This is a genomic window from Vibrio parahaemolyticus (assembly GCF_900460535.1).
In the GTDB taxonomy this organism is placed as follows: Bacteria; Pseudomonadota; Gammaproteobacteria; order Enterobacterales; family Vibrionaceae; genus Vibrio; species Vibrio parahaemolyticus.
Genome location: NZ_UHIL01000002.1, coordinates 765,126 through 789,334, shown reverse-complemented (window position 1 = coordinate 789,334; position 24,209 = coordinate 765,126). Strand labels below are relative to the sequence as shown.

The 24,209-nt window shown below is 45.9% G+C and carries 24 protein-coding genes; 11 read left to right on the top strand and 13 right to left on the bottom strand.

All coding sequences use genetic code 11. From position 1 onward, the window contains the following. Nucleotides 1–80 precede the first annotated feature (80 nt). Entirely contained in the window at nucleotides 81–1,421 is a 1,341-nt protein-coding gene (locus DYB02_RS20490; protein WP_015312755.1) for an MATE family efflux transporter, read from the bottom strand. 575 nt (nucleotides 1,422–1,996) lie between these two features. On the opposite strand from DYB02_RS20490, the gene DYB02_RS20480 reads away from it, so the two are divergent. Beyond that, nucleotides 1,997–3,154 (top strand): GGDEF domain-containing protein, encoded by a 1,158-nt coding sequence (locus tag DYB02_RS20480; protein WP_005464995.1) that lies wholly within the window; start codon nucleotides 1,997–1,999, stop codon nucleotides 3,152–3,154. A 19-nt stretch (nucleotides 3,155–3,173) separates the two neighbouring features. On the opposite strand, the gene DYB02_RS20475 is transcribed toward DYB02_RS20480, so the two are convergent. Both DYB02_RS20475 and ppnP read right to left on the bottom strand, forming a co-directional pair. Next, complete coding sequence (locus DYB02_RS20475; protein ID WP_005464981.1) at nucleotides 3,174–3,455, bottom strand: hypothetical protein; 282 nt, start codon at nucleotides 3,453–3,455, stop codon at nucleotides 3,174–3,176. A 170-nt stretch (nucleotides 3,456–3,625) separates the two neighbouring features. Then, complete coding sequence (gene ppnP, locus DYB02_RS20470) at nucleotides 3,626–3,910, bottom strand: pyrimidine/purine nucleoside phosphorylase (protein WP_005464991.1); 285 nt, start codon at nucleotides 3,908–3,910, stop codon at nucleotides 3,626–3,628. 324 nt (nucleotides 3,911–4,234) lie between these two features. Here ppnP and DYB02_RS20465 point away from each other — a divergent pair, with 324 nt between their 5' ends. Both DYB02_RS20465 and DYB02_RS20460 read left to right on the top strand, forming a co-directional pair. Then, the gene (locus tag DYB02_RS20465; RefSeq protein WP_020841634.1) at nucleotides 4,235–4,738 is read left to right on the top strand and encodes a DUF2850 domain-containing protein; all 504 of its coding nucleotides are present in this window, start codon (nucleotides 4,235–4,237) and stop codon (nucleotides 4,736–4,738) included. 369 nt (nucleotides 4,739–5,107) lie between these two features. Next, nucleotides 5,108–7,654: a glycosyl hydrolase family 18 protein gene (locus tag DYB02_RS20460; protein ID WP_029804033.1), complete on the top strand. Its 2,547-nt coding sequence runs from the start codon at nucleotides 5,108–5,110 to the stop codon at nucleotides 7,652–7,654. Nucleotides 7,655–7,765: 111 nt separating this feature from the next. Here the strand turns inward: DYB02_RS20460 and DYB02_RS20455 are convergent, their stop codons facing one another. Together DYB02_RS20455 and DYB02_RS20450 are read right to left on the bottom strand one after the other, a co-directional pair. Further along, the gene (locus DYB02_RS20455) at nucleotides 7,766–8,623 is read right to left on the bottom strand and encodes an alpha/beta fold hydrolase (RefSeq protein WP_005497675.1); all 858 of its coding nucleotides are present in this window, start codon (nucleotides 8,621–8,623) and stop codon (nucleotides 7,766–7,768) included. Nucleotides 8,624–8,743: 120 nt separating this feature from the next. Continuing rightward, complete coding sequence (locus DYB02_RS20450) at nucleotides 8,744–9,334, bottom strand: TetR/AcrR family transcriptional regulator (protein WP_005468576.1); 591 nt, start codon at nucleotides 9,332–9,334, stop codon at nucleotides 8,744–8,746. Between the two features lie 253 nt (nucleotides 9,335–9,587). Between DYB02_RS20450 and DYB02_RS20445 the strand changes: the two genes are divergently transcribed. Together DYB02_RS20445 and nhaD are read left to right on the top strand one after the other, a co-directional pair. Then, nucleotides 9,588–10,613, top strand: coding sequence for an acyltransferase (locus DYB02_RS20445; RefSeq protein ID WP_029804673.1), 1,026 nt, complete (start codon nucleotides 9,588–9,590; stop codon nucleotides 10,611–10,613). Nucleotides 10,614–11,023: 410 nt separating this feature from the next. Next, entirely contained in the window at nucleotides 11,024–12,454 is a 1,431-nt protein-coding gene (nhaD, locus tag DYB02_RS20440) for a sodium:proton antiporter NhaD (protein WP_029804674.1), read from the top strand. Nucleotides 12,455–12,481: 27 nt separating this feature from the next. Here the strand turns inward: nhaD and DYB02_RS20435 are convergent, their stop codons facing one another. Next, on the bottom strand, nucleotides 12,482–12,877 hold the full coding sequence (locus DYB02_RS20435; RefSeq protein ID WP_029804675.1) for a GFA family protein: 396 nt from the start codon (nucleotides 12,875–12,877) through the stop codon (nucleotides 12,482–12,484). Nucleotides 12,878–13,078: 201 nt separating this feature from the next. Here DYB02_RS20435 and DYB02_RS20430 point away from each other — a divergent pair, with 201 nt between their 5' ends. Continuing rightward, nucleotides 13,079–13,687, top strand: coding sequence for a DUF6198 family protein (locus DYB02_RS20430; protein ID WP_021452814.1), 609 nt, complete (start codon nucleotides 13,079–13,081; stop codon nucleotides 13,685–13,687). A gap of 83 nt (nucleotides 13,688–13,770) precedes the next feature. Here DYB02_RS20430 and DYB02_RS20425 read toward each other — a convergent pair whose 3' ends face one another. From DYB02_RS20425 to DYB02_RS20415, 3 genes are all read right to left on the bottom strand, one after another. Then, nucleotides 13,771–14,589 carry a hypothetical protein gene (locus DYB02_RS20425; protein ID WP_029804676.1) on the bottom strand — a complete coding sequence of 273 codons (819 nt, stop codon included), beginning with the start codon at nucleotides 14,587–14,589 and terminating at the stop codon, nucleotides 13,771–13,773. A 99-nt stretch (nucleotides 14,590–14,688) separates the two neighbouring features. Further along, nucleotides 14,689–15,171, bottom strand: a complete 483-nt coding sequence (locus DYB02_RS20420) for a methylated-DNA--[protein]-cysteine S-methyltransferase (protein WP_005464913.1) — start codon at nucleotides 15,169–15,171, stop codon at nucleotides 14,689–14,691. Further along, complete coding sequence (locus DYB02_RS20415) at nucleotides 15,168–16,535, bottom strand: DNA-3-methyladenine glycosylase 2 family protein (RefSeq protein ID WP_029804677.1); 1,368 nt, start codon at nucleotides 16,533–16,535, stop codon at nucleotides 15,168–15,170. The genes DYB02_RS20420 and DYB02_RS20415 overlap by 4 nt, the downstream gene beginning before the upstream one ends. Before the next feature lie 180 nt (nucleotides 16,536–16,715). Between DYB02_RS20415 and DYB02_RS20410 the strand changes: the two genes are divergently transcribed. The 3 genes from DYB02_RS20410 to DYB02_RS20395 all read left to right on the top strand — a co-directional run bounded on the left by DYB02_RS20410 (nucleotide 16,716) and on the right by DYB02_RS20395 (nucleotide 18,429). Further along, nucleotides 16,716–16,919 carry a hypothetical protein gene (locus DYB02_RS20410; RefSeq protein WP_005464930.1) on the top strand — a complete coding sequence of 68 codons (204 nt, stop codon included), beginning with the start codon at nucleotides 16,716–16,718 and terminating at the stop codon, nucleotides 16,917–16,919. A 349-nt stretch (nucleotides 16,920–17,268) separates the two neighbouring features. Beyond that, on the top strand, nucleotides 17,269–17,712 hold the full coding sequence (locus tag DYB02_RS20400; protein ID WP_015312747.1) for a DoxX family protein: 444 nt from the start codon (nucleotides 17,269–17,271) through the stop codon (nucleotides 17,710–17,712). Nucleotides 17,713–17,733: 21 nt separating this feature from the next. Continuing rightward, nucleotides 17,734–18,429, top strand: a complete 696-nt coding sequence (locus tag DYB02_RS20395) for a pirin family protein (RefSeq protein ID WP_029804678.1) — start codon at nucleotides 17,734–17,736, stop codon at nucleotides 18,427–18,429. Nucleotides 18,430–18,548: 119 nt separating this feature from the next. On the opposite strand, the gene DYB02_RS20390 is transcribed toward DYB02_RS20395, so the two are convergent. Then, entirely contained in the window at nucleotides 18,549–19,448 is a 900-nt protein-coding gene (locus DYB02_RS20390; protein WP_005464903.1) for a LysR family transcriptional regulator, read from the bottom strand. Nucleotides 19,449–19,596: 148 nt separating this feature from the next. Between DYB02_RS20390 and DYB02_RS20385 the strand changes: the two genes are divergently transcribed. Continuing rightward, on the top strand, nucleotides 19,597–19,950 hold the full coding sequence (locus DYB02_RS20385; protein ID WP_005464927.1) for a MaoP family protein: 354 nt from the start codon (nucleotides 19,597–19,599) through the stop codon (nucleotides 19,948–19,950). 151 nt (nucleotides 19,951–20,101) lie between these two features. Here the strand turns inward: DYB02_RS20385 and DYB02_RS20380 are convergent, their stop codons facing one another. Next, nucleotides 20,102–20,353 carry a DUF3081 domain-containing protein gene (locus tag DYB02_RS20380; protein WP_005464900.1) on the bottom strand — a complete coding sequence of 84 codons (252 nt, stop codon included), beginning with the start codon at nucleotides 20,351–20,353 and terminating at the stop codon, nucleotides 20,102–20,104. A gap of 385 nt (nucleotides 20,354–20,738) precedes the next feature. Here DYB02_RS20380 and nagB point away from each other — a divergent pair, with 385 nt between their 5' ends. Then, complete coding sequence (gene nagB, locus DYB02_RS20375) at nucleotides 20,739–21,539, top strand: glucosamine-6-phosphate deaminase (protein ID WP_005464933.1); 801 nt, start codon at nucleotides 20,739–20,741, stop codon at nucleotides 21,537–21,539. A gap of 127 nt (nucleotides 21,540–21,666) precedes the next feature. Here nagB and DYB02_RS20365 read toward each other — a convergent pair whose 3' ends face one another. Continuing rightward, nucleotides 21,667–22,533 carry a hypothetical protein gene (locus tag DYB02_RS20365; protein ID WP_029804679.1) on the bottom strand — a complete coding sequence of 289 codons (867 nt, stop codon included), beginning with the start codon at nucleotides 22,531–22,533 and terminating at the stop codon, nucleotides 21,667–21,669. 177 nt (nucleotides 22,534–22,710) lie between these two features. Further along, nucleotides 22,711–23,937 carry a sodium/glutamate symporter gene (gene gltS / locus DYB02_RS20360; protein WP_005497660.1) on the bottom strand — a complete coding sequence of 409 codons (1,227 nt, stop codon included), beginning with the start codon at nucleotides 23,935–23,937 and terminating at the stop codon, nucleotides 22,711–22,713. Nucleotides 23,938–24,209 lie beyond the last annotated feature (272 nt).

The following is a 24,209-nucleotide window of genomic DNA, read 5'->3' as shown; positions in this document are numbered from 1 at the left end:
ATAACAAAAAGGCACTGACTAACAGTGCCTTTTTTGGTTTCTAACAACAGAATAAGCGTGATGCGCGATACCGAAAACCGTTAGCTCACCTTAAACTTGGTCCACACCTGAGAGCGCCAACGCCTTGCCATGATGATACCACGTACCCATTCATCGAGTGCGATTGCCATCCAAGCCCCTAAAACGCCATAACCCAAGTGGATGCCAAAGATGTAAGAGAAAAGCACGCCTAGTCCCCACATACTCAAAATCCCCATTTGCACTGGGAACTTGATGTCACCCGCGCCTTTGAGCCCCGCGATAAAAATCAGGTTAAACACACGTCCGGCTTCGAGCAAAATTGAGCCCATGACTAACGAACCTGCCAATGCGAGTATCTCTGGTTGATCGGTAAATACGCGCAGAATCTCTTCTCTAAACAGGTAAATCAGTGTGGTTGCCGCCGTTGATGCCACAAATCCCACTAAGAAGTAGATTTGTACGCGTTTTAAAATGCTGCTCACCCAACCTTTGCCGATGTAGTAACCAGTCTGAATTTGCGCAGCCTGACCAATTGCCAACGCGAAAGCAAACGAGAAACGGGCAATGTTTTGTGCATAAGTGAAAGCCGCCAACGATGCCGTCCCCATTTGCACAACAAAGTACACAATGCAGATTTGCGCCACGTTGTAAGACAGCACTTCACCCGCGTTCATACCGCCGATTTTTAAGATCTTTTTGTAAATCTCTGCGGGCACTTGTTTCATGGTCGACATCGGCAGTTCAATGCTGCTGCGAGCGAGAATAAACCATAACATTAACGTACCGATGACTTGGCTGACGACGGTTGCTATTGCTACACCTTGCACACCATACACAGGTAAACCGAATGGCTGGTAAAGCGCAATATAGTTACCAATGATGTTGAACACACCCGAGATCAAGTTCACCACCATTGGAGAGCGCGAATAGCCATGGCTACGCAGAATGGTCGTAAAGACTATGCCTATGGTGACGTTGAACGTCATCGCTCCGCTGATCAGCAAATATTCACGTGCGTATTGCTCGACTTGTGCCTCCAAACCGTAATACGGGAGCAGGAATATCGCGCCAAGCACGGCAATCACACTCAATAGCACACCGATGATGACAGACAGCGCAATACTTGCTACGCCGACATTCACAGACTCTTGCTCGCGCCCTGCGCCATTGTATTGGGCAATCAAAATCCCCGTTCCGCTGCTGACAAACGTCGAAACGATGATTAAGAAAAAAGTAATCTGCGTGATCACACCAACAGCGGATACGGCTTTGTCCGAGTAGCCACTCAGCATGAACACATCACTGGTTCCTAAAGCCGTCCGTAGCAAAATTTCGACAAGAATCGGCCAAGCCAATGCCACGATGGACATTCGTTGGTTGATGTTTTGGCTTTTAGGCATGTTTTTAACCTTTCCAACAACTAAAACTGCCTCGCAGAGAACTGTGAGGCAGTCTATAAAAAGTAATTCGGGATTCGTTTGAGATGAAACAGAGATTCAGCGCGGATTTTAGTCGGAGATTGGTCACAACGACAACAATAATTCCTGTCATTTGAGGAAAATATTTCTAATGATTTTTCAAGCCCACGCGACTCATTGACGGAGCTTAGAGATCATCGACTGACGAACAATGAGCTCAATAGGTACGCGGTTGATAATTGGCTTAACGCCGTTAAATGACGCCATTCAGCGAATTGAGAATCGACTCACCAACAGCCGTTTTTATGCATTATCTGTATTTATCAACGTGCACACATCAAGGTAACTTTGTAACCGTCATCACCATATTGCAGACAACATATCGATAGATATCGTAATAAACAAAACCCTTGGCGTCGTCACACCCAGAAAATTCCTTACAAGATTCAATCACCTCGCAACATGACTAAGTTCACATTTGGCGATTTTGTTATTCTATTTATCGCTAAAATACCGCCTAGAATAGACGTACATATCAATTTAAGTAGGGATAGAAGATGTCGACATTGGCCGGGGCTCGCCTAGAAGAAATGGCGGATATCCGCTCGACGAGAAAAAAGAAAATCGTTTTTCTGTGTTCTAGCATTGCCGCCACACTATTGGTGTACGGCGCTATCGTCCAATCGCTCGAAAATCATTGGGGGTTAAGCGTTTTGCATGCCTTCAGTGCCATCGCCTGCTTAGGGATTTGCTATCTCATAAAAGTGCAAAGGCATCACAAATATGCCGATTTACTGCTCAGCGCCGTCATCATGTTTGAGGGGTTATTACTACTTCTTTTTAATGATGCGCCCTCCGGAAAATTATTGTGGCTCTACCCCATCGTCGCAACCATCATTTTGATTAACGAGTTCAAAGTCGGTTTACTCTTTAGCGCTACCTACATGATTTTGGTTTTCTTTGGCATTACGTTTTTAGACGGCTTACCTGCCACTGGCGATATGATCGAACGCCGATTCATGTTCACCTTGATAGCCATCAGTTTTGTCTGCCATACCTTCTCCTACTACTACGCAAAAGTCGTCAGCTACATTCAAACCCTTTACCGAGAAGGGATTGAGGAGTTGGCCTACCTAGACCAACTGACGGGCTTAGCGAATCGTTGGAGCTTTGAAACGTGGGCTAGAGCAAAACTGCACGACATTGACCACTCAGACGAACGCAGTGTCACTGCGTTAGTTTTTCTCGATATCGACAATTTTAAGTACATCAACGACACCTATGGCCACGATGTTGGCGACCAAGTGTTGAAAGCATTTGCAACTCGATTGAAGAAAAGCATTCGTAACAGCGACCGAAAAACCGATAAACATGACTACTCCATTGCGCGCTTCGCAGGCGATGAGTTCGTGTTAATGCTTTACGATGTGCGCAGTAAACAAGACCTAGATGGCATTTTGGATCGCATCGTTAATTTGTTCCCAAAGGGATATCAAAACTACGATACCTATAATGAGCTGACGATGAGCGTAGGAGCCGCAATCTATAAACAAGACGCCAACGATTTATCAGAGCTTACCCGCTGCGCAGACAAAGCGATGTATGCCGCGAAACACACGGGTAAAAATCAGTACGCGTTTTACGAACATTGTTCTCATGCTGGTGAGCTGCGTAAACAACAAGAATCAATGCTTGAGATGACAGAGGCGTGCTAAGCCTCTGTGAGTCGCCCGATTATGCAAAAAAGTGCATCGCCCACAACCCAAGCGCTAAAAACACGATCAACCAGAAGGCTTGACGCGCCCGGCTTGGTTTTCCTTGTTGTGGTGCAATCACTGGCTTAAAAGCTCGCTCCTTCATTTTTCCGACCAAACTTTTTTCTATCGCCTGTTTGTAAAACTTGCGTCTTTTGTGCGCCGCGTTCGCTACTTCAGTAAAGCGGTGTCGCTGTTCATTCGTTAAATCGCTCGCTTCGTAGCGAGGAGGGAGATCAGAATGCTTACGTTGTACTGCCATCACTTCCTCCTTGGTTGATGGGTGTACTTATACTAAGTATATACACAGTTGCGCATAAATAGCGCCAAGATACCGAATTCTAAGCGATATCTCGTGCGCCAGTTCAAGGAAATTACGCAACTAAAAAAGCCACCCGAAGGTGGCTTAAAGCAATTCAGCATTTGTACCGATTATAGGTATTCGCACAAGTAAGCCGTTGCGTCTTTCACTTGCAGCTCAAAAGATGAGTTACCTTCAACATCAAACGACTCACCGCTGCTGTAGGTTGTCCAATCGGCTTCACCTACGCGTTTCACCACGAGAGCACCTTTAACGACTGTCATGCGCTCAGGAGCCTGCGTACCAAATGTGTACTCGCCCGGAAGCATCACACCGACACTAACATCCTGTCCGTGCTGGTTAAAACCTAGTGACTTTACACCACCTGCAAAATAGCTATTTTCCTTAATACTCATTATTGGTTTCCTTATCAAAAGTCCGCTCTTTTTTACCCTGTTTTTTTCTGCGACTCAAGCCTTTAAAGCACAGAGATTCTACCGAATTGAGAACTCAGTTAATCAGCACAGAATTTGGCTAACGCAACAGGAAAGAATAATTCGAAATTTGCAGTCCATTCTTAATCACTAAGGAGTCAATCATTAACGACAAATCAATCAGTAATAGTGTATCCGATTGTAAAAGTGGACATTAGATCATAGTTTCTGGGTCGCAACGGCGAGATTGTTTGTTTTTAGTGCGGAAGGTTTCCACCATATTAAAAAAGGACGATAAGAGTACTCATGGCCATACCCGCTCGCAGGAAAAGGAAACAAGATAAAGAACCGCAACTTTCATTTTGGGCTCGACACCAGCTTAAGATGGTAAAAAGTGCGTTCGTTATTTTTGTCTGCAGTTTGGTGGCTTTTTTCGCTTATCAGCTCCACGTCTCCTACCAAGATTACATCAACCCCGAACACGTCTATGGTGAGTGGATCGAAATTGGTGCTCCACCTTATCAAACCGAACGCCTTATTTTTACATCCGATGGGGTGTATCGAAATCATCGTTTGATCACGACGGAATTTGCGTTTGATGGCAAAGTCATCACCTTAAATACCGGATTAGGTGAAACCGCGTATCAACTTTCTGGCTCTCACCTGTCACCACAAATACGCCGAATTGAACCTCGAATCCCAGATCAGCGATTCATTCGAAAGGGATTTGAGCATACTGTTCAAGGTTCAGAAGTGGGCGCAGCATCAAAACGACGAGCCGCACTGAGTGAACATTTCAGTCGCGACTAGCACGTTTTTTACCACTATTTTACCGTCCTAAGGCACTTCTACGCGATGAAATAAAACCTTAATAAACAATCAAATAAGATATTCGTCGCATTTATACCCACCAAAATTGAGTAAACAATTAATTTAATTCCTGCCAAATATTTATAAATTATTGACTCAGTCTTACATTTTCCGTGTAACAGAGTGTGGGTTTTATTTAAGTTCTCTCATGTGACTCGAAAACCGTTTTAATTTTTTTTGACGAAAAAAAACTCTCTGAAATGCTGAGTGTGATGCTTTTGCACGTGGTGTAAATCTGATCATCTAATCTGGTGCAAGAGCAGCTTATGTTCACGAAAGAACATGAATCCAAGGATTGAGAGAGAAGTTATGATTCGATTTAACCTATGTGCAGCTGGGGTTGCTTTAGCGCTATCAGGTGCTGCAGTCGCAGCTCCGACCGCACCAAGTGTCGATATGTACGGTTCTAATAACCTTCAATTTTCTAAAATTGAACTGGCTATGGAAACCACATCTGGCTACTACGACATGGTGAAATACCATGACCAAGCTAAAATCACCGTTAAATTCAACCAGTGGAGCGGTACACCTGGCGACACTTACAACATCTATTTTGATGGCGTAAAAGTCGCAACAGGCGCTATCACTGGCGGCCAAACCACAGCAACATTTGATTACGGCCAAGGCGGCTTGTACCAAATGGAAATTGAAGCGTGTGATGCTACAGGCTGTTCGAAAAGTGCTCCTGCAGAAATCACCATCGCGGATACAGATGGCTCTCACTTGAAGCCACTAACGATGAACGTTGATCCAAACAACAAAACATACAACACCGACCCTAGCGTCGTGATGGGTACGTACTTTGTTGAATGGGGCATCTATGGTCGTAACTACACCGTAGACAACATGCCAGCCGACAACTTAACTCACATCCTTTACGGCTTTATTCCAATCTGTGGTCCAAACGAATCTGTTAAGTCTGTTGGTGGTAACAGCTTTAACGCTCTTCAAACTGCATGTCGCGGTGTGCCTGATTACGAAGTGGTAATCCATGACCCATGGGCTGCTTACCAGAAGAGCTTCCCGCAAGCTGGCCACGAGTACAGCACGCCTATCAAGGGTAACTACGCAATGCTAATGGCATTGAAACAACGTAACCCTGATCTAAAAATCATCCCATCTATCGGTGGCTGGACACTGTCTGACCCATTCTACGATTTCGTTAATAAAGCGAACCGCGACACATTCGTGGCATCGGTTAAGAAATTCCTGAAAACTTGGAAATTCTACGATGGTGTAGATATTGACTGGGAATTCCCTGGTGGTGGCGGTGCTGCAGCAGATAAAGGCGACCCAGTAAACGATGGTCCAGCTTACGTTGCATTGATGCGTGAACTGCGCGCAATGCTAGATGAGCTAGAAGCAGAAACTGGCCGTACTTACGAGCTAACTTCAGCAATCGGTGTCGGCTATGACAAGATTGAAGACGTAAACTACGCAGATGCCGTTCAATACATGGACTACATCTTCGCGATGACTTACGACTTCTACGGCGGCTGGAACAACGTTCCTGGTCACCAAACTGCGCTTTACTGTGGTTCGTTCATGCGCCCTGGCCAATGTGACGGCAGCGGCGTAGATGAAAACGGCGAAGCTTACAAAGGCCCTGCGTATACAGCAGATAACGGTATCCAACTTCTTCTTGCTCAAGGCGTTCCTGCGAACAAGCTAGTCCTTGGTACTGCAATGTACGGCCGTGGCTGGGAAGGCGTAACACCAGATACACTCACAGATCCAAATGACCCAATGACAGGTACTGCGACAGGTAAACTAAAAGGCAGCACTGCACAAGGTGTTTGGGAAGATGGCGTAATCGACTACAAAGGCATTAAGTCATTCATGCTAGGTGCAAACAACACTGGCATTAACGGCTTCGAGTACGGCTACGATGCACAAGCTGAAGCACCATGGGTATGGAACCGTACAACGGGTGAGTTGATCACATTTGATGACCATCGCTCAGTGCTAGCAAAAGGTAGCTACGCGAAATCTCTAGGTCTTGCGGGTCTATTCTCTTGGGAAATCGACGCGGATAACGGCGACATTCTCAACGCAATGCACGAAGGTATGGCTGGCGGTGTGGTTCCTCAACCAAACCGTAAACCAACCGCAGCAGCTGGCGCAGATCAATCGGTAACTGGCCCTGCAAGTGTGGTTCTAGATGGTAGCCTATCGAAAGACTCTGACGGCACTATCGCGAGTTACGTGTGGGAACAAGTATCTGGTACAGCAGTGGTACTAGCAGGCGCAAACACAGCGAAAGCAAGCTTTGATGCAGCAGAAGTTACTGTTGAAGAGCAATTAACCTTCAAGCTGACAGTGACTGACAACGAAGGAGCAACAGCATCTGACCTTGTTGTAGTAACTGTGAAGCCAGCAGGTGTGGTTGACCCAGTGAACAACGCACCAGTAGCGCAAGTTGTTGCTCCAGCAACAGCAAATACTGGTGACGTTGTGGTTGTAGATGCATCTGCGTCTAGCGATGCAGACAACGATACTCTTACTTTCAACTGGACTCTGCCTCAAGGTCTGAACGCAACGGTAAACGGCTCTAAAGTGACGTTCACTGCTGCGGAATACCCGCAAGACACAAGCCTAAGTTTCACTGTAAGTGTGAGCGACGGTAAAGCGTCTTCATCGGCAAGCGCGACAGTGGTTGTTGCACAGCACACAACCGATCCAAACCCAGGTACTTGTGACAACGCATGGGATGCGAGCGCAGTGTACACAGGTGGCAACCAAGTGACTCACGCAGGTAAAACGTGGGAAGCGAAATGGTGGACTCAGGGTGACGATCCAAGCAAGTCTGGCGAATGGGGTGTATGGAAAGAAGTTGGCGTAGCTAACTGTAACTAAGCCTAACATTCTGAGTGTAAACCTTGCACTCACAGAAGCTAAAAACGAAAAAGGACAGCCCCCGGCTGTCCTTTCTTTTTTCATTGTGATTAAACATCATTAAGCCAATAACTACACGCGTTCAATCAAGCGGTCGAAGCTGCTAAATACTTGCTCACACTTCATGACTCGCCCATGGCCTTGACCTTGTGTTGTCACCAACTCAACATTTTCAATCTCGTCAGCGGCTTGAGCGGAAATGCTGTGTTTAGTGAATTTATCTTGCTCATCATGCACGATGATCGTGGGTGCAGCTCGCTCCGAGAGTCGCTTCAGAGGGTCGATCGATTGCAATGGGTAGCCATACTGATCTTCCACTTCCGATACCACCGCTTTGAACAGTTTCATTGAATAGCCAGAACGCGCAATGCTGCCAAACAAGTTCTCTACGTAATTCAACACTGGCGCAATCAATAGCAGTGGCTTGTTTTCCAACTTATGATGACGGCACTCAAGTGCAGACGCCGTTCCCATACTATGTCCAACCAATCCGGCGACGCCTTCTTCTACCGAGTCGAGAACCTCTTCCAAGCCACGCACAAAGCCCGGAATATGACCATATTGACCATCACTTTCACCATGTGCTGGATGATCGTAAGCCAACGCAGTAAATCCACAAGCCGCGATATGTTCCATCAACGGATAAAACTGGCTCGCCGTGCCCGACCAACCATGAGTCAGAACCCACACAGGCCCCTGACCCAACGAATACGTTTTGATAGCCCCAGTGTGCCCTTGGATTTCTGCTTTAACTAATCCTTGTGGCTCCGCATTTTTTGGTTGCGTACGCGCTGGAGTAAGCAGCAGTTTTCGCGCCGTTTTCTTCGCATGCGATGGGGCCAATGTGTGGTGCAAGCGGGTACTGATGTTGACGAGACTGCGCTTCACACTAAAACGCTGCGAGGTATTAAAATAGATTTTCTCACTCATGATCTTTTCCTTAGTTATCAGCACACTTAGCAAAAATAGAACGGTCGTGCTTTTTATGCTGATAAGAAAGAGCGAACTCTGTCGCTCTTTAAAATGAATCTTCGTTACCCGTAGACGGTGTTAACCTCTCCATCGAGCAAGCAAGTTGTCGATGCCTTGCCAAAATAAGCGTAAGCTCTCTTCCTCACCTTTGATCGAATAGAAAACATGCGCGCTCAGGTACTGCCCGTATAAATCGAACGTCGCCTGACGAGTATCTAAGTCGCTTATAAACTCTTGGTTTTCTTTGCCTTTCGCAATTTGAATTTCTAGATAACTTAACCAAGTATCAATCGCTTTACGTAATGCCGCTTGTAACGGACAATTTTTGTCTGCGGCATCATTCCACGCATCAAGGAACATACAGCTGCCTTGAAATGAATGGTTCCACGTCATCCAAGAATCCAACAACCCTCGGATTTTCCGCTCAATATTGCCATCACCAAGCCCGCGTGCAGGTTCAATCACTCTTTCAGCAAACACTTGGTTTGCGTACTCAAGCACGGAAAGCTGCAAATTCAACTTGGAATTAAAGTGAGCAAACAGACCACTTTTGGACATGCCACACTGCTTCGCTAGTTCGCCAATGGTGAGGCTTTCTAAGCCGTCTTCACTGGCAATTTCAAATGCGCGCTGCAGAATGAACTCTTTCGTTACTTTTCCTTTTTTCATAACTGTAGTTTTAGCACGGTCGTTCTTTTTTGCAATGAAGAGTTAACTGGTCTAACCATCTATCCATATTATTTTCTTGCTAAGATCGACCTATTGAGTGGGTTAATAGATGCGGAATCAAGAAGTTTGAAGTGAGTCTTAAATTCAGACATTGCTAAGGTTCAAGCTGCAATGTGTTGATTTTTTCATGCATGAAGTGCGTCGCGAACTGTTACTTTCGCTGAAGTTTTTTATTCATTTAGGTAAGTAACGTATGGCGACAAACCGAAAAATAGCCAGTTTAGAATTTGCACGCATCATTGCCATGGTGGCAATTGTCGGGCTGCATTGCCAAATGGCCCTCACTTATTGGCAGTGGGATGGCGTACCTTGGGTCGGTTATCTTCTTAATCAGCTCGCTCGTTTTGCGGTTCCGCTTTTTTTCCTTATTTCTGGTTACCTTATCCAACCTAAGCTGAGCAGCAATCCACTCGAAACTTTAGTCAACTATGCGAAACCTCTAATGAAAATTTGGTTGGTTTGGAGCGTGATCAGCTTACTCATGCCGTTCCAATGGCAAGTCGTAGCAGAAGCGGGATACCTTGCCGAACGACAAGGCTACTGGGGATACTTAGCGTCTGCACCACTGAATTCATTACTAGAAGGCGGGCTTGTCCACCTGTGGTTTATTCCAGCATTGGTGATTGCGGTCGCTATCATCGCCTGCTTAGTTCGAACTGGCATGGCTCAGTTACTGCTTCCAACAACTGTGCTGCTTTACGTCTATGGTGTTTTGGCAGGCAGCTATGCACCTCTCACCGATTTACCTGCTCCGTTTTTCACTCGTAATGGGCCATTTTTCAGTACCTTACTTGTGGTATTTGGCTACTTGATTCGAGAAAAACAGTGGCTTTGGTCACGCAACAACACCATTCGCCTGATTCTCCTCGGTATGGCTCTGCACTTTGGTGAAGCCTACTGGTTGATGCAGTACGATGTGGCCTTCAACTCTAATGACTTCTTGTTTGGTACCGTCATTTGGTCGCTCGGCGTGTTCATGTGGCTGTTAGTTCATCCTAATTTTGGCAACATGTCATGGGTATTTAAGTGGGCCCCAAGTGTTTTAGGCGTTTACGTGAGCCATCTGTTGGTCATTATTGTCATGATGAACATAGCGGGCTTTTTAGGATTACAAGACTTAGCAAAAGATGCCTTCTTGTTTCCTGCCACTCTCGTCGTGACCTTGTTGCTGGTAAGGGCAATTGAGGCATCTCCACTGAAAAAAGCCCTACTCCGCTAAATGGATTCAGCAATACGCTAACACTAAAGTGTTAGCGTATTGATTTTTAAAGTGAGAGTTCTCTCTCACTCACCAAAATTTGACTTTCTAATCCTTCAGAATTTGCCGTCACTCACAAAAAACATTGTTCATTTGCTTTAGATTGACCCGACTATTACAACATTGCTCATTAAACGGAGGCTGTATGTGGGCAGGTCAGGGACTCATTCCTTTTCTAGAAATTAGCCATTGGCTAACTTATGGTTTATACGCTGTTGCGATCTTATTTGGCGCGGCGAGCATTGCGTCACTCAGAAAATAGTGGCGCAAGCTACCCAAATCTTAACTCCTACTGTTAATTCGAGCTCTCTCACAACTAACCCCTTAATTTATGGCTAATATTTCTCCAACAAGACAAGGGAGAAATGTCTATGCCAATCTATCCTATTGTGGCTTTCTGCTGTTTGTTGTTCTCTAGTTCCAGCTTTGCAGCGGCATCCAGTGATCTTAATCTGGTGAACTCCGCCGTAGGCTATATCGCTCTCATTCTTTTCTCGATCGCTTATATTCTGGTCATGCTCGAAGAGTATTTGAAGATGAGAAAATCCAAACCTGTACTTCTCGCGGCAGGTCTGATTTGGATTTTGATTGGTTACACCTTCGCCCAGCACCACCAGCAAGACGTGGCAAAATCGGCGTTGGAACATAACCTACTTGAGTACGCCGAGCTGTTGCTGTTTTTGCTCGTTGCGATGACCTACATAAACGCGATGGAAGAGCGCAAACTCTTTGATGCTCTACAAGCGTGGATGGTTGGGAAAGGGTTCGGGTTCAAAAAACTGTTTTGGCTGACAGGCTTTCTGGCGTTTGTCATCTCTCCAATCGCAGATAACTTAACCACGGCCCTTTTGATGTGCGCGGTGGTAATGAAAGTGTCTGGCGACAATCCAAGGTTCGTCAATCTTGCTTGCATCAACATCGTTATCGCAGCCAACGCGGGCGGGGCATTCAGCCCATTTGGTGACATTACAACCTTGATGGTTTGGCAAGCTGGGCACGTGCGGTTCTCTGAATTCATGCCATTGTTTGTCCCTTCTCTAATCAACTATGTCGTGCCAGCGTTTTTAATGTCCCTTTTTGTACCGAACACCAAACCCAATACCATCCACGAGCATGTCGAATTAAAACGTGGTGCAAGGCGCATTGTGCTGCTGTTTGTCCTCACGATCGCTACGGCTGTCTCCTTCCATGCTGTTCTTCACTTCCCACCCGTGGTTGGCATGATGATGGGCTTGGCGTACCTACAATTCTTCGGGTACTTCTTAAGAAAAACCCTCAAACATTCGCTCGCGAAAAAAGCGGCCATGGCGATTGCGAATGGGGACGATCATGCGCTGAAACGTTTAGGCTCTGTCGTACCGTTTGACGTATTCCATCGTGTTTCTCGCGCCGAATGGGATACCTTGCTGTTCTTCTATGGCGTCGTGATGTGTGTAGGCGGCTTGAGCTTGCTCGGTTATCTCGAATTGGTTTCAAACGTCATGTACACCCAATGGAATCCGGTTTGGGCGAACGTGATGGTCGGTGTGCTTTCTGCCATTGTCGATAACATTCCGGTCATGTTTGCGGTACTAACGATGGACCCAAGTATGTCCACTGGTAACTGGTTGCTTGTTACGCTCACTGCGGGCGTAGGGGGTAGTTTGTTGTCGATTGGTTCAGCCGCGGGTGTGGCTTTGATGGGCGCAGCGCGTGGCCAATACACTTTCTTTGGCCACTTAAAATGGACGCCCGTGATCGCTCTGGGCTACGCCGCCAGTATTGCCGCTCATTTGTGGATGAACGGCGGCTTGTTTACCTAATCCCTATGACACGCCTAGCTACTTAGTCTAACGATCCGATGGATGGTTAACGCCATCCATCACTTCAATATCACCCAATTCGTACGGGTTAACGCCCTCTAAACATCCCACGTTGTAACCGTACTCACTTGGATCTGATCGGCGTTGATGGTGTGTGTAAATGCCACATTCACTACAGAAAAAATGCTTCGTGGTATGCGTATTAAATTGGTAGAGCTTTAAAACATCGTCACCTTGAACGATACGAATACCACTCAAAGGTACTGAAGCCACAATCGCACTTCGACGACGACACATAGAGCAATCACAGCGTCTCGGCTTTTCAATTCCGTTGGGTAACGTCAGTTCCAGTTCGACTTTTCCGCAGTGACAGGTCAGTCGATGCAGGGGGTTAATTTGAGTGTTGCCAACTTGCTTAATCATCGCTTTTCCTTGTTGTTTTTATTCATGTGTACATTATGTTAAACAGCTTAACATCATCATAATCTTGTCCAAAAACTCGACATTGGTCACTTTTCGCGACATTTTATCGGTCGATTTATTAGTCGCTATTTTGGTGACTGTTTACCGCGTTCGATAGGCAGATTGTCTCCGCCGCGGTTTTTAAACCAAGGAAATTGTTTTATGGATAAAGATCATAGCCTAAGAGAAAACCTCTTGGCTCTGACGCTCGGTAGCGCGTTGGTGTCACTTGGGGTGATATTTTTCAGCAAAGTAGGATTACTGACTGGCGGCACCGCTGGCTTGGCCATCTTTCTGACCAAAGTCAGTGACTTCAGTTTTGGTCAAATATTTTTCGCCCTTAACCTCCCTTTTTATATTCTGTCTGTGATGCGCATGGGCTGGAGGTTTACGGTTAATACCTTTATTGCCGTTTCTATTGTCTCCTTCGCGGTCGACCATCTGCACCACGTGATCGAAATTTCCCGAATCGAACCTTTTTACGCAGCGCTGTTGGGCGGTGGATTGATCGGTATTGGTATGCTGGTGATATTTCGTCACAAGATGAGTTTGGGCGGCTTTAACATTTTGGCATTGTACCTTCAGGAACGCTTTGGGATTCGAGCGGGCAAAATTCAGATGGCGCTCGATTGTGCCATCGTGGTGATGTCGCTGTTTATTGTGGATGTGTACCTTATCGCTCTCTCCGTTCTTGGTGCCATTGCGACCAACTTGATTTTGGCGATGAACCACAAACCTGGACGATACCAGCCAAAACCGCAAACGGCATAATCAACACCTAGAAATACGAAAGTGTTTAGACAGCCAAAAAGCCCCTAGCCATTAGCTCGGGGCTTTTTGCTGTGGCGGCAAACCTACGCCAGTTCGCTGGTTGTGCAGTATTGCTGCACCTGCGCATCCAATTGTTTTTTGCATTGCTGGCTAAGTTGAAAATGCACTTGCATCAATAAGTCATGCGCATAAAAAAGCTCAAACGCATCGCCGCCGTTTTGCAGACAAATGGCTTCACATCGTTCAGCATGCACTTTGGCTTCTTTAGGTGCATCGGCTTTCAGCAAGCTCATCGCCAAACGATATTCTGCGCGCTCTTCCTGCATCCAACCGCCCGCTATTTTCCAATAATCCAGTGCTAGCCTTGCAGACTCTAACATCCTCGCTTTCTGCTCGTCAGTACGCTCTGAGAGCTCTTCATACTGATAAGCCAAGTTGTTTGCGGTAATTGCGATCGAACGCGCTAGCACCTCTTCTGCATCGTGTGGTGTCATTCCTAATGCGGCTTTCGCCAACCATTGACTTGCTGGTTCAAGCTGAGTAAGAGCAGAAAGTTCGTTCGCAATAAGAGAGAACACGCGACGCTGATCTCGCTCCTCTAGCAATGCCACATTCTCAGTGCCATCGACAAAAAAGCGTGCAACGGCGATGCTACGTTTAAACGCCAAACTCTCGGTAATGGCGCGATCATCTAAGCTGTCTAAACAGGCAAGAAATCGTTCGGGATGCTCAAGGTGCCCAATTGCGGTGTGCAGCATCAGTGCAAATATTCGCTCAACTTGGCTGAGCGCTTCCACCTCATTCAGCGCCGTTTCTAGCTGAGCATAAACCTGTACTGGCTTTTCCTCGTGCAGCTGCCAACACTCACTCATGAATGCATCAAAATCCATTTTGAAAGACATGCCCTTGTTATCCTTTGTTATCTTGTTCGTAAATAAACCACTCTACACAATTCTCAACCGTGCGTTGCACGCCAAACAACAATATGAGAATCGCCTCACTTAAAGTGGTGTACCTTGCTCTAATGCGAGCAAACGTTGTTTGCGTTCTACCCCACCAGCATACCCAGTCAGTTTGCCACTTTTACCAATAACGCGATGACAAGGCACCACAATGGAAATAGGGTTCTTGCCATTTGCTAACCCAACCGCACGCACGGCTTTCGGGTTGCCAATCGCGTTGGCGAGATCTTGATAGCTCCACGTCTCGCCGTATGGAATGGTCGTTAACGCATGCCACACTTGATTTTGAAAATCGGTACCTGTCGCTGCCAAAGGCAAATCAAATTCGTTGCGCAGACCCGAAAAGTATTCGTCCAACTGGGTGACGGCTTGGCGCAAAATCGGATGCTGATCATCTCTTCGCCCCAATTCACTTGGCTTGGTCGTACAAGTCTCAAACCAAATGCCAAGTAAGCCCTCAGCGTTAGATTGGATAGTGACCGCACCTAGTGGGCTCGGCATCTCGGTATAAACTGTGTTCATGATTGATTCCATAAGTGAAACGTCGCGTAGCTTCCCCAAGGGGCTGCGGTGTGCGTATTGAGTGATGGGTAGCGCTGCATCGCTTTTTTCACCACTAAGTCTTTATCTAAAAAGCAATCGGGTTGGGATTGCCCACGCAATTGAGCATAACTGACCGTCCAAGGTCCAATGCCTTTCAGCGCTAACCATTGTTGCGGATCCGTCTCCGCGTTGCTTTGCATAAACTGAGCGAAACGCACCAACGTCTCTTTACGACTTTGCGGCATCCGCAAAAAACTCACGTCGGCATTCGCAATCGCATCTGGTGTCGGGAAAAAGCGCTTGTCAGCATCACCACTGAGCGTTTTTACCAATAAGTTAAGCTGGCCTATCGCAGCCTTGACCGACACTTGTTGACCCAAAACGGCTCTAACCCCGGCTTCCCAAGCATTCCACACTCCAGGAATCCGAATTCCTCGGTTCGATACAAGCCCCGGTGCCACATAATCCAAATGCTGCTCGACAGTACAGATATCGGTGTCTAGATCGAACATACGCCGCACTCCAGACACTAAGTTTTGCAGCTTCGCAACTTCTTCAATTTCGAATTCAAGCTCAAGGTTTCCTTCACCTTTGATCGCCTTAAACCACGCTTTGCTGTTATCCAGACAAACGTTGCGCTGGTAACTCTCGCCGCTCACCCGCTCCACGCCCTCGATAGCTCTTAGTCGGTAAAAATCCAGCATGTGTTGCCAATTCAACTCACCACGATAAGACAACGCAATTCGATTCGCGCTCACGCCATCAAATTCTCTTCGACGAACTTGAGAAGGCGTGAGCTTCAGAAACTTTTGGAACGCATCGTTGAAACGGCGCGTGCTGTTAAAACCGGCGGCGAAGCCGACTTCCGTAACCGACATCGAACTGGAATGCAGCAACTGCTTGGCGAACATTAACTGCTGATATTGCGCGTACTGTTTTGGTGACATGCCGAGATACTGCTCGAACAACATACGCAAGTAACGATCAGAAATACCAACGCGTTCTGCCAGTTCAGACACCGAGTGGTGATGCAGCTCTCCTCGATCAATCAATGAAATCGCGCGTTGAAATGTTGTTTCTACGCCTTTCCATGCCCACGATCCCGGAGCGCTGTCTGGGCGACAACGCAAACAAGGACGATAACCCGCTTTAAGTGCTTGGGCTTTATCGGTGAAGTACTCTACATTTTCTTCTTTGGGTAGGTTCGCCGGACAAATCGGTCGGCAGAAAATCCCTGTGGTTTTTACCGCGACGTAAAATCGCCCATCAAAACGGCTGTCTCGCGACACTCGCGCCTTTTGGCACTGCTCGAAGGTCAACGATGTATGAGGATGGATAAACATGAAGCGATCCTTGCTCGTGCATTCTGTGAAAACAACTCGATATAACTTCATTGTAGAACGCAGAACAAATGAAGATTAGCCATTTTCGGAACTCAATATTGAGATTTATTGGCATTAGCGAATTTGTACACTAAAGTTAAATCCAGAACATCACAACAACGTCGGCTAAAGGGAATTGGCATGGACTTACATACTTGCGTAATTGTACTAAGAAACCAAAAGGTTATTACCAGTAAATCCGTTGATCACTCCATTGGGATCATCGAACGTGACTCAGGTAACGAAATTTCAGAAATTCAAATCAATGCCACAGATGGCGTGAATATTCGGACCTATCACTACAACAATGTCGAGGAGTCGTTAGAAAGTTTGATGAACCTTTGATCTTCTACTTTGGACACACCTTTCTCCCTTGTAATCGTGAAAGCAATGAGCACAGCCCCCTGTGCTCTTTTTTTTGCGTTTTGATCAACAATATCTTTTCTCTCACATACCAAATCCATCGAAATTTACGACTTAGTTGTCGTTAAAATCGCTAAATTAGCCAATCTTACTCCCAATAAATTACAGATAAGCATCTGAGAAAAAAACGTTAAAATATACTAATTCGAATTTATTGAACGAGAAGGTCAAATAAAGCCAATTAATAACCTCATCAACCACGCCTAAACTGTTCTCAACAGCTCAGGAGCAGACACACTCCCACTGAAAAATACATATCGAGGACAGCATCATGAAAACACTTTTACACAAAATCACGACATCACAATCAGGTTACAGCGCACTGGCACTACGTATCCCTATCGGCATCATCTTTATGGCGCACGGCGCTCAGAAACTGTTTGGTTGGTTTGGCGGCTACGGCTTGGAAGGCACAGGACAATGGATGGCATCAATTGGACTTGGCCCTGGCGTATTGATGGCATTTCTTGCTGGTAGCGCAGAATTTTTCGGCGGCTTGTTTATTCTACTTGGTTTGCTGACACGCCCTGCGGCAGTCGCACTCTCATTCACTATGGTTGTGGCGATTTTCTCAGTGCACTTCGAAAACGGCTTATTTATGGCAAACAACGGCTACGAATTTGGCCTAGCTCTGCTAGCAGCAAGTGTTTCACTGGCCTTTTCTGGCGCAGGTAAAGCGGCGTTAGATAACTTCCTAAACAAAAAATTCTCCTAACCACGGACACTGGAGGCACTGATGATCACCGTAAGACACGCCGAAGACCGAGGTCGAGCAAACTTTGGCTGGCTAGACAGCAAACATACGTTTTCTTTTGGTAGCTATTACGATCCAAAACACATGGGCTTTTCTGAACTGCGAGTCATCAACGATGACCTAGTTCAACCCAACGCAGGCTTTGATACTCATGGTCACCGCGACATGGAGATCATCAGTTATGTGCTAGAAGGTGTCATTGCGCACAAAGACAGTGAAGGCAATGTACAAACGTTACCTGCGGGGGAGTTTCAGCTGATGTCGGCAGGTAAAGGCATTTACCACAGCGAATATAACGCATCAGAAACAGACCCTGTACGCTTTTTGCAAATTTGGATTCAACCTAACACCTTTGGGAATAAACCGGGCTACCAGCAAAAAGATTTTGGACGTAATGCAGGGTTAACCACCATTGCAACCCCAACGGGAGAGAGTGGCACACTGCACATCAAACAAGATGCGTATTTGTATCAATTGATTTTGGAGCCGAATCGCGAACTCGCCTTCGACATCCACTCTGGAAGAAATGTTTACGTTCATCAGGTATCGGGAGAGCTGCATATCGACAACACCCTGCTAACGGGCGGTGATGGCGCTAAAATCGAAGCACAGAGCAAGGTGACATTTCGTAACCTAACCAATCAATCAGTTACTGCGCTAATCTTTGACTTGCCGTAACTATCGGTTCATAGATATCGAACTATCGCTATCCTGTGATAAATCTCGCTTAAAAAGAAAGCCCCCAAGGCAAACGCCAAGGGGGCTTTTCATTTTTCCGTTTTCATTGACGCCAAGCGTTAATGGTTTGCGTCCGATGATGCAGACCCAATCTGTTGCAAGCTGTAAGCCGTGAGAGGATCGATTTCTTTCACAATCTCTTCGACCTGTTTAATTGCTTCTACAGACGTGCTGGCTTTGCGATAGCTTAAGTAGATAGGTCGGTACCAATCTTCCACTCCAGACACCTTGTAGAGCTGCCCATTCGCAATAAACGGCTCTACGAGAGACACCGGCAGATACGCCGCGCCGCCTTTCTCTAAAATGAAGTCCAAAGCAATACGCGCAGTCGATGTGCGCAGGTACGGAGCCGGAATTTTAGGGTGACGCTCAGAGTGCTCAGAAGCGAAGCGTGTTCCCCAATCCACATACACATATTTGTGCTCAAACACCGTATCTAATGAATCTTGCTCGGTAGAAACCAACACAAGGACAACATCCGCGACTTTTTTACAATTAAGCTCATCAGCTTTGATTTGGTCAAACGCAAATGCCATATCTAACGTGCGCTCTAATAAGCTACGGCTTAGCATTTCACGGCCCATCACCTCGGCCATAAAGCCGTAACCGCCGAAAGAATCCGTCACAATACTCAAACAGTTTTGCAAATACGCATCCCAAATGTTCGGCGTACCGCCCATGGTGAGCTGTAATGCTTTTCCATCTTCAAGTGATAATTCCAGTTTTGCTTGCTGCAATGTGGTGACCATAACTTCGGCATAACTGATTAAGCGTTCCCCTGCTGAGGTCAGCTTTATGTTATTTCGATCACGAATAAACAATTGAGTATCGAAGTAACTTTCCAATTGTTTGATGCGGGCACTGACCGCTGCTTGCGTAATATACAGGTTCTCAGCTGCGCGTCCGAAGTGACGAACCTTTGCCAGCTCTAAAAATGTTCTAAAGACCTTAACATCCATAAACCAACTCCTGGTTAATATCAAACCAGATTAACAATTAATTAAAATCTTGACGACAAAAAAGTTTTGTTTTTCTTTTGTTAGCTTTGCGCCTAATTTTCGCCGTAGTTCACTACATTCATCAATAACGGTTACAGAGGCTGTTGACATGTCTGACACTGAATTCCGTCATGGCAAAAAACGTTTTTACGACAACGTAAAATTCCCACGCGGCTTTGCAAAGTCTGGCGATTTTACTCTTTCGGAAGAGGAAATCCTAACAATTTATGGGGATACTATGCTTGGCTTAGAGTCAGGCGAGTTAACACCTGAGAATAGCGAAGAGAAACACTTCGTCAAGGTGCTAGAAAACCCAGGCAAAGCGAAAACTAAAATCGAGCGCACTTGGTTAAAATACACCCAATTGGCTCGTGGTCGTAAGCGCTTCCATACGCTAAACGGTCGCAACAAACCAGATGCGGCTGACGACTATGCAGAAGAGAGTTTGGCTGAAGACGATTAATAAGAAATAACCAAACGTCAGATGTTCAACAAACGTTCATCATTCGGTGTGAGTGAACGCTTCTGACCCATTTCTTCTCCTAAAGCCCAAGGGCGCGTTCTCCCGAGGGCTTTTTTAATATCTGCGATTTTGGTGCATGGGAAATGTCGACCTATTTCGCCAGCATCGCAATCTTTTTCAAAAACGTTTCTTTTAAGTGCTCCTGCTCGTACTCTAGGTGATACGTGTTGTGGAAACCCACTTTCAGCTCCACGCCGTTGCCTCTTAAAAAGACGTTGTAACCATCGTAATCCGAGAACGCCTCCACACCTTCATAGATCTTACCGAACTCCGTTGGCGAACCGTTGTTCATGACGTTTTCGTACGCTTGTAGCACTTTGCTTGGATCCAATTCGTTTTTCATAGTGATATCCCTACCTGTTCACACGCTGTAATTATGGTTAAGGAATGATTTACCTGCCATGTACGAGGTTGAGTGAGATCAAAATATTTGAATTTTTTCCGCCACTTACCATCCAATAAACCCAGAACATCGACGCTTGATGTTTACTTTATAACTTAATTCAAGCCATAAATTTTACGCATCTATCAATGAACTCAAGTGACCAAAAAACGCTCACAAGTTAACAATTTAGCGTAAAGCAAACGTAAAACTGGTTGCAAAAGGCAACATTGGTTAAAGAAAAAGCAAATTTTTGACCTAAAACAATAGCAGTTCGCCATTACTTATTTTATAATGCGAATTAATGTTTCAGTACATCTTAAATTCCAATAACTAGGGGCACAAAATGAGACTTATCCCGTTAACTCGAGCAGCACAAGTAGGTAAGTGGGCAGCTGCGCACATCGCTAAGCGTATCAACGATTTCAAACCTACTGCTGAGCGTCCATTCGTTCTGGGTCTACCAACTGGTGGCACTCCTCTAGCAACTTACAAAGCACTGATCGAGCTTTACCAAGCTGGTGAAGTAAGTTTCAAACACGTTGTCACTTTCAACATGGATGAATACATCGGTATCCCTGCGGATCACCCAGAATCATACCGTTCATTCATGTACAACAACTTCTTCAACCACATTGATATTCAAGAAGAAAATATCAACCTGTTGAACGGCAACACTGACAACCACGAAGCAGAATGCAAACGCTACGAAGACAAAATCAAGTCTTACGGCAAAATCAACCTATTCATGGGCGGCGTAGGTAACGACGGTCACATCGCATTCAACGAGCCAGCGTCTTCTCTGTCTTCTCGCACTCGCATCAAGACACTAACTGAAGATACTCGTATCGCGAACTCTCGCTTCTTTGATGGCGACATCAACCAAGTTCCTAAATACGCACTGACTATCGGTGTAGGCACACTACTAGACGCAGAAGAAGTGATGATCCTAGTGACTGGTCACAACAAAGCACTTGCACTAGAAGCGGCTGTTGAAGGTTGTGTAAACCACCTATGGACAGTTTCTGCTCTTCAGCTGCACCCTAAAGCAGTGATCGTATGTGACGAGCCTTCACAACAAGAGCTTAAAGTGAAGACAGTTAAGTACTTCTCTGAGCTAGAAGCGGAAAACATCAAAGGTTTCTAGTCCTTCGTGCGATAAGCCAAGATAACCGCTAAAAATACAAAACCCGTGAATCATCACGGGTTTTTTCGTTTCTGGGCATGACAAATACCATCACATCGCAAGCATCTTCATTCATTTGAGAAGTACCTCAGTACGCTTGGATGCCAAATTGGCGCAGACGCTTTGGCAGAACTTCATCCAGCTTGTCTAGTTCACTTGGCTCTACTTCGATCAAATTGAAGTTGTGTTGCTGATACACCGCGCGAATGACTTCTCGCTCTTTTTCTGGCGTCTCTCCGCTATCACTTCCCCAAAACTGAAGGTACAGCTTGCCAGCAGGGAGATAAAAATCGCTCATCACTTCTTGTTCTATCGGGAGTTGTCGCTCGTAAGCATGGACAATACCAGCCAAATACAACCAGTTATCAATTAATAACTCCCCTTTTGAACGAACATAGTGCCCATCCAAAGTCCGGTGTTTGGCTTCGAATTTTTGACGAAAACTGGAGTAGGATTTGTCGGTGGAGTGCGACTCCGCATCTTGCCCCAAAAACTCCACTACAGATTGCTTCAAGCGCTTGTTGCGCAAAACGACATCGTGCCAAACCACAAAGGTGTTTTGTGATTCTTTGTCTGCACGCTGTTGACCACCTGCTCGAATGCCCGCTTCGGTGACTTGCCATCCGTCTTCTGATTTACTTATCCAGCCTAGCTCACTCAACAATTGGTTGATTCGCTTGGCATTAAGGCGAAGTTTATCGCCAAGTAGTGTGGCACTCAGCGTTTTCCCAGAGGTAGGATTCAGCTCAATATGCAAGTTCGTAGGCCAGACAATAAACTGCCCAAACTTGGGGTGGTCAACATATTCACCGCCGAACTTAGCGCCCTCTTCCGTCAGGATCCATTTGTCCTCTTGGCGAGTGATGTAACCGGCGCGTTTGAGATCTGAAAACAGCAGCTTGGCGTCAATATTGCGCATTTTCGCTAATGCTGATGTCGATATTTTTTCTGACATGTGTGGAGCCTCCTGCTGCTGGGAAAATAACATCCGGTGAATGATATTAACGCATTGATTTCATTGCTTGAAGCAAGAATGAGAAAGATTCATACCAAGAAACAAAAAAGCCAGTCTTTTCCGACTGGCTTTGGCTTTAAATGATCTTAAAATTGGCGTGGTTACGCCTTTCGCCGATTATTTGATAAAGGCGATGCAGCCTTGCAAAATCACTAAGTTAACGATGTCGATGAAGAATGCACCGACAATCGGCACCACCATAAATGCCTGTGGTGACGGGCCGAAACGGTTCACGATAGACCCCATGTTCATCACGGCCGTTGGGGTCGCCCCCAAACCAAAACCGCAGTGTCCACTAGAAATTACCGCCGCGTCGTAGTTGCTGCCCATGACGCGGAATGTCACGTAGTAAGCGAACACCGCGAGAATTGCCGACTGCACGGCAAGGATGATCAAGAACGGAATGGCTAGGTCAAAAATGTTCCACAGTTTTAGGCTCATTAGCGCCATTGCTAGGAACAGCGACAATGAAACCGTACCGAGAATATCCACGGTTTCTAAGTCGACTTTGCGAACTTTCGTCACTTCCATGATGTTGGTGATCACCACACCAATAAACAACGCGTAGACAAAGTCTGGAATCATCAACCATTTGATGCCAAAGCTGCTCACCCAGTTTTCTAGATAACCCGCCCCTGTCACACACAACAAAATAATCGACAAGCTTTCGACCACTTTCTTTGCAGTAACTCGGTCTTCTTCGTGCTCGTTATAAGTCACGAGTTCAGGAAAACGTTGGTGACTTTGATTTGTACGGCCGTATTCCGATTCTAGGTTGTTTTTGTCTATCAAACGCTGTGCCACTGGGCTGCCGATGATGCCGCCAATCACCAAGCCAAACGTCGCAGATGCCATCGCAACCTCAAGTACGTTATGTAGCCCGTACATATCTTGGAAAGTCTGCGACCAAGCTGCGCCTGTTCCATGACCACCAGAAAGCGTAATAGAACCCGCAATTAACCCCATTAGCGGATCTAAGCCCAATGCGGTCGCCAAAGACACACCAACGGCGTTTTGAATAAGAATGTACGCTGATGCCACCGCGAGAAAGATAAACACCTTCGCACCACCTTTGATCAGCTGGGTGTAGTTTGCCGCTAATCCAACGGTGGCAAAAAACATCAACATAAAGGTGTTTTGCAGTGGTAAATCGAAGGATAAATCAACGCCATTAAAGTGCATTGCGGTAATCACACAGGCGATAACTAACCCACCAACAATCGGTTCTGGGATATTGAATTTTTTTAAAATTGGAAGTTTGGTGTTGATAAATTGCCCTAGGAACAACACACAAATAGCGACGAGAAACGACTCCTGTGGGCCGATTGAAATAACATGATTCATAAAACCTCTTTTTTCCTTTTTCTCATCCGCTGAGTAATGCTTCAACGAGAGATAGGTAACGAATCCAATCAGGTTGCCTATTGAGTCCTTATTTTTCTAGGGTGAATTCCACTATAATTCTCACTAGATAAGAATGTTTTAATTTTAATATTCAATAAATTCTCACTCAGTGATAAACACAAGTTTTGTCGTAAGTTTCTCACGCTCTGAAGTACCTCTAATTGCGGATTCTCAACTTATGAGAAGTAGTTGTTTTTATATCAATTTGAAAT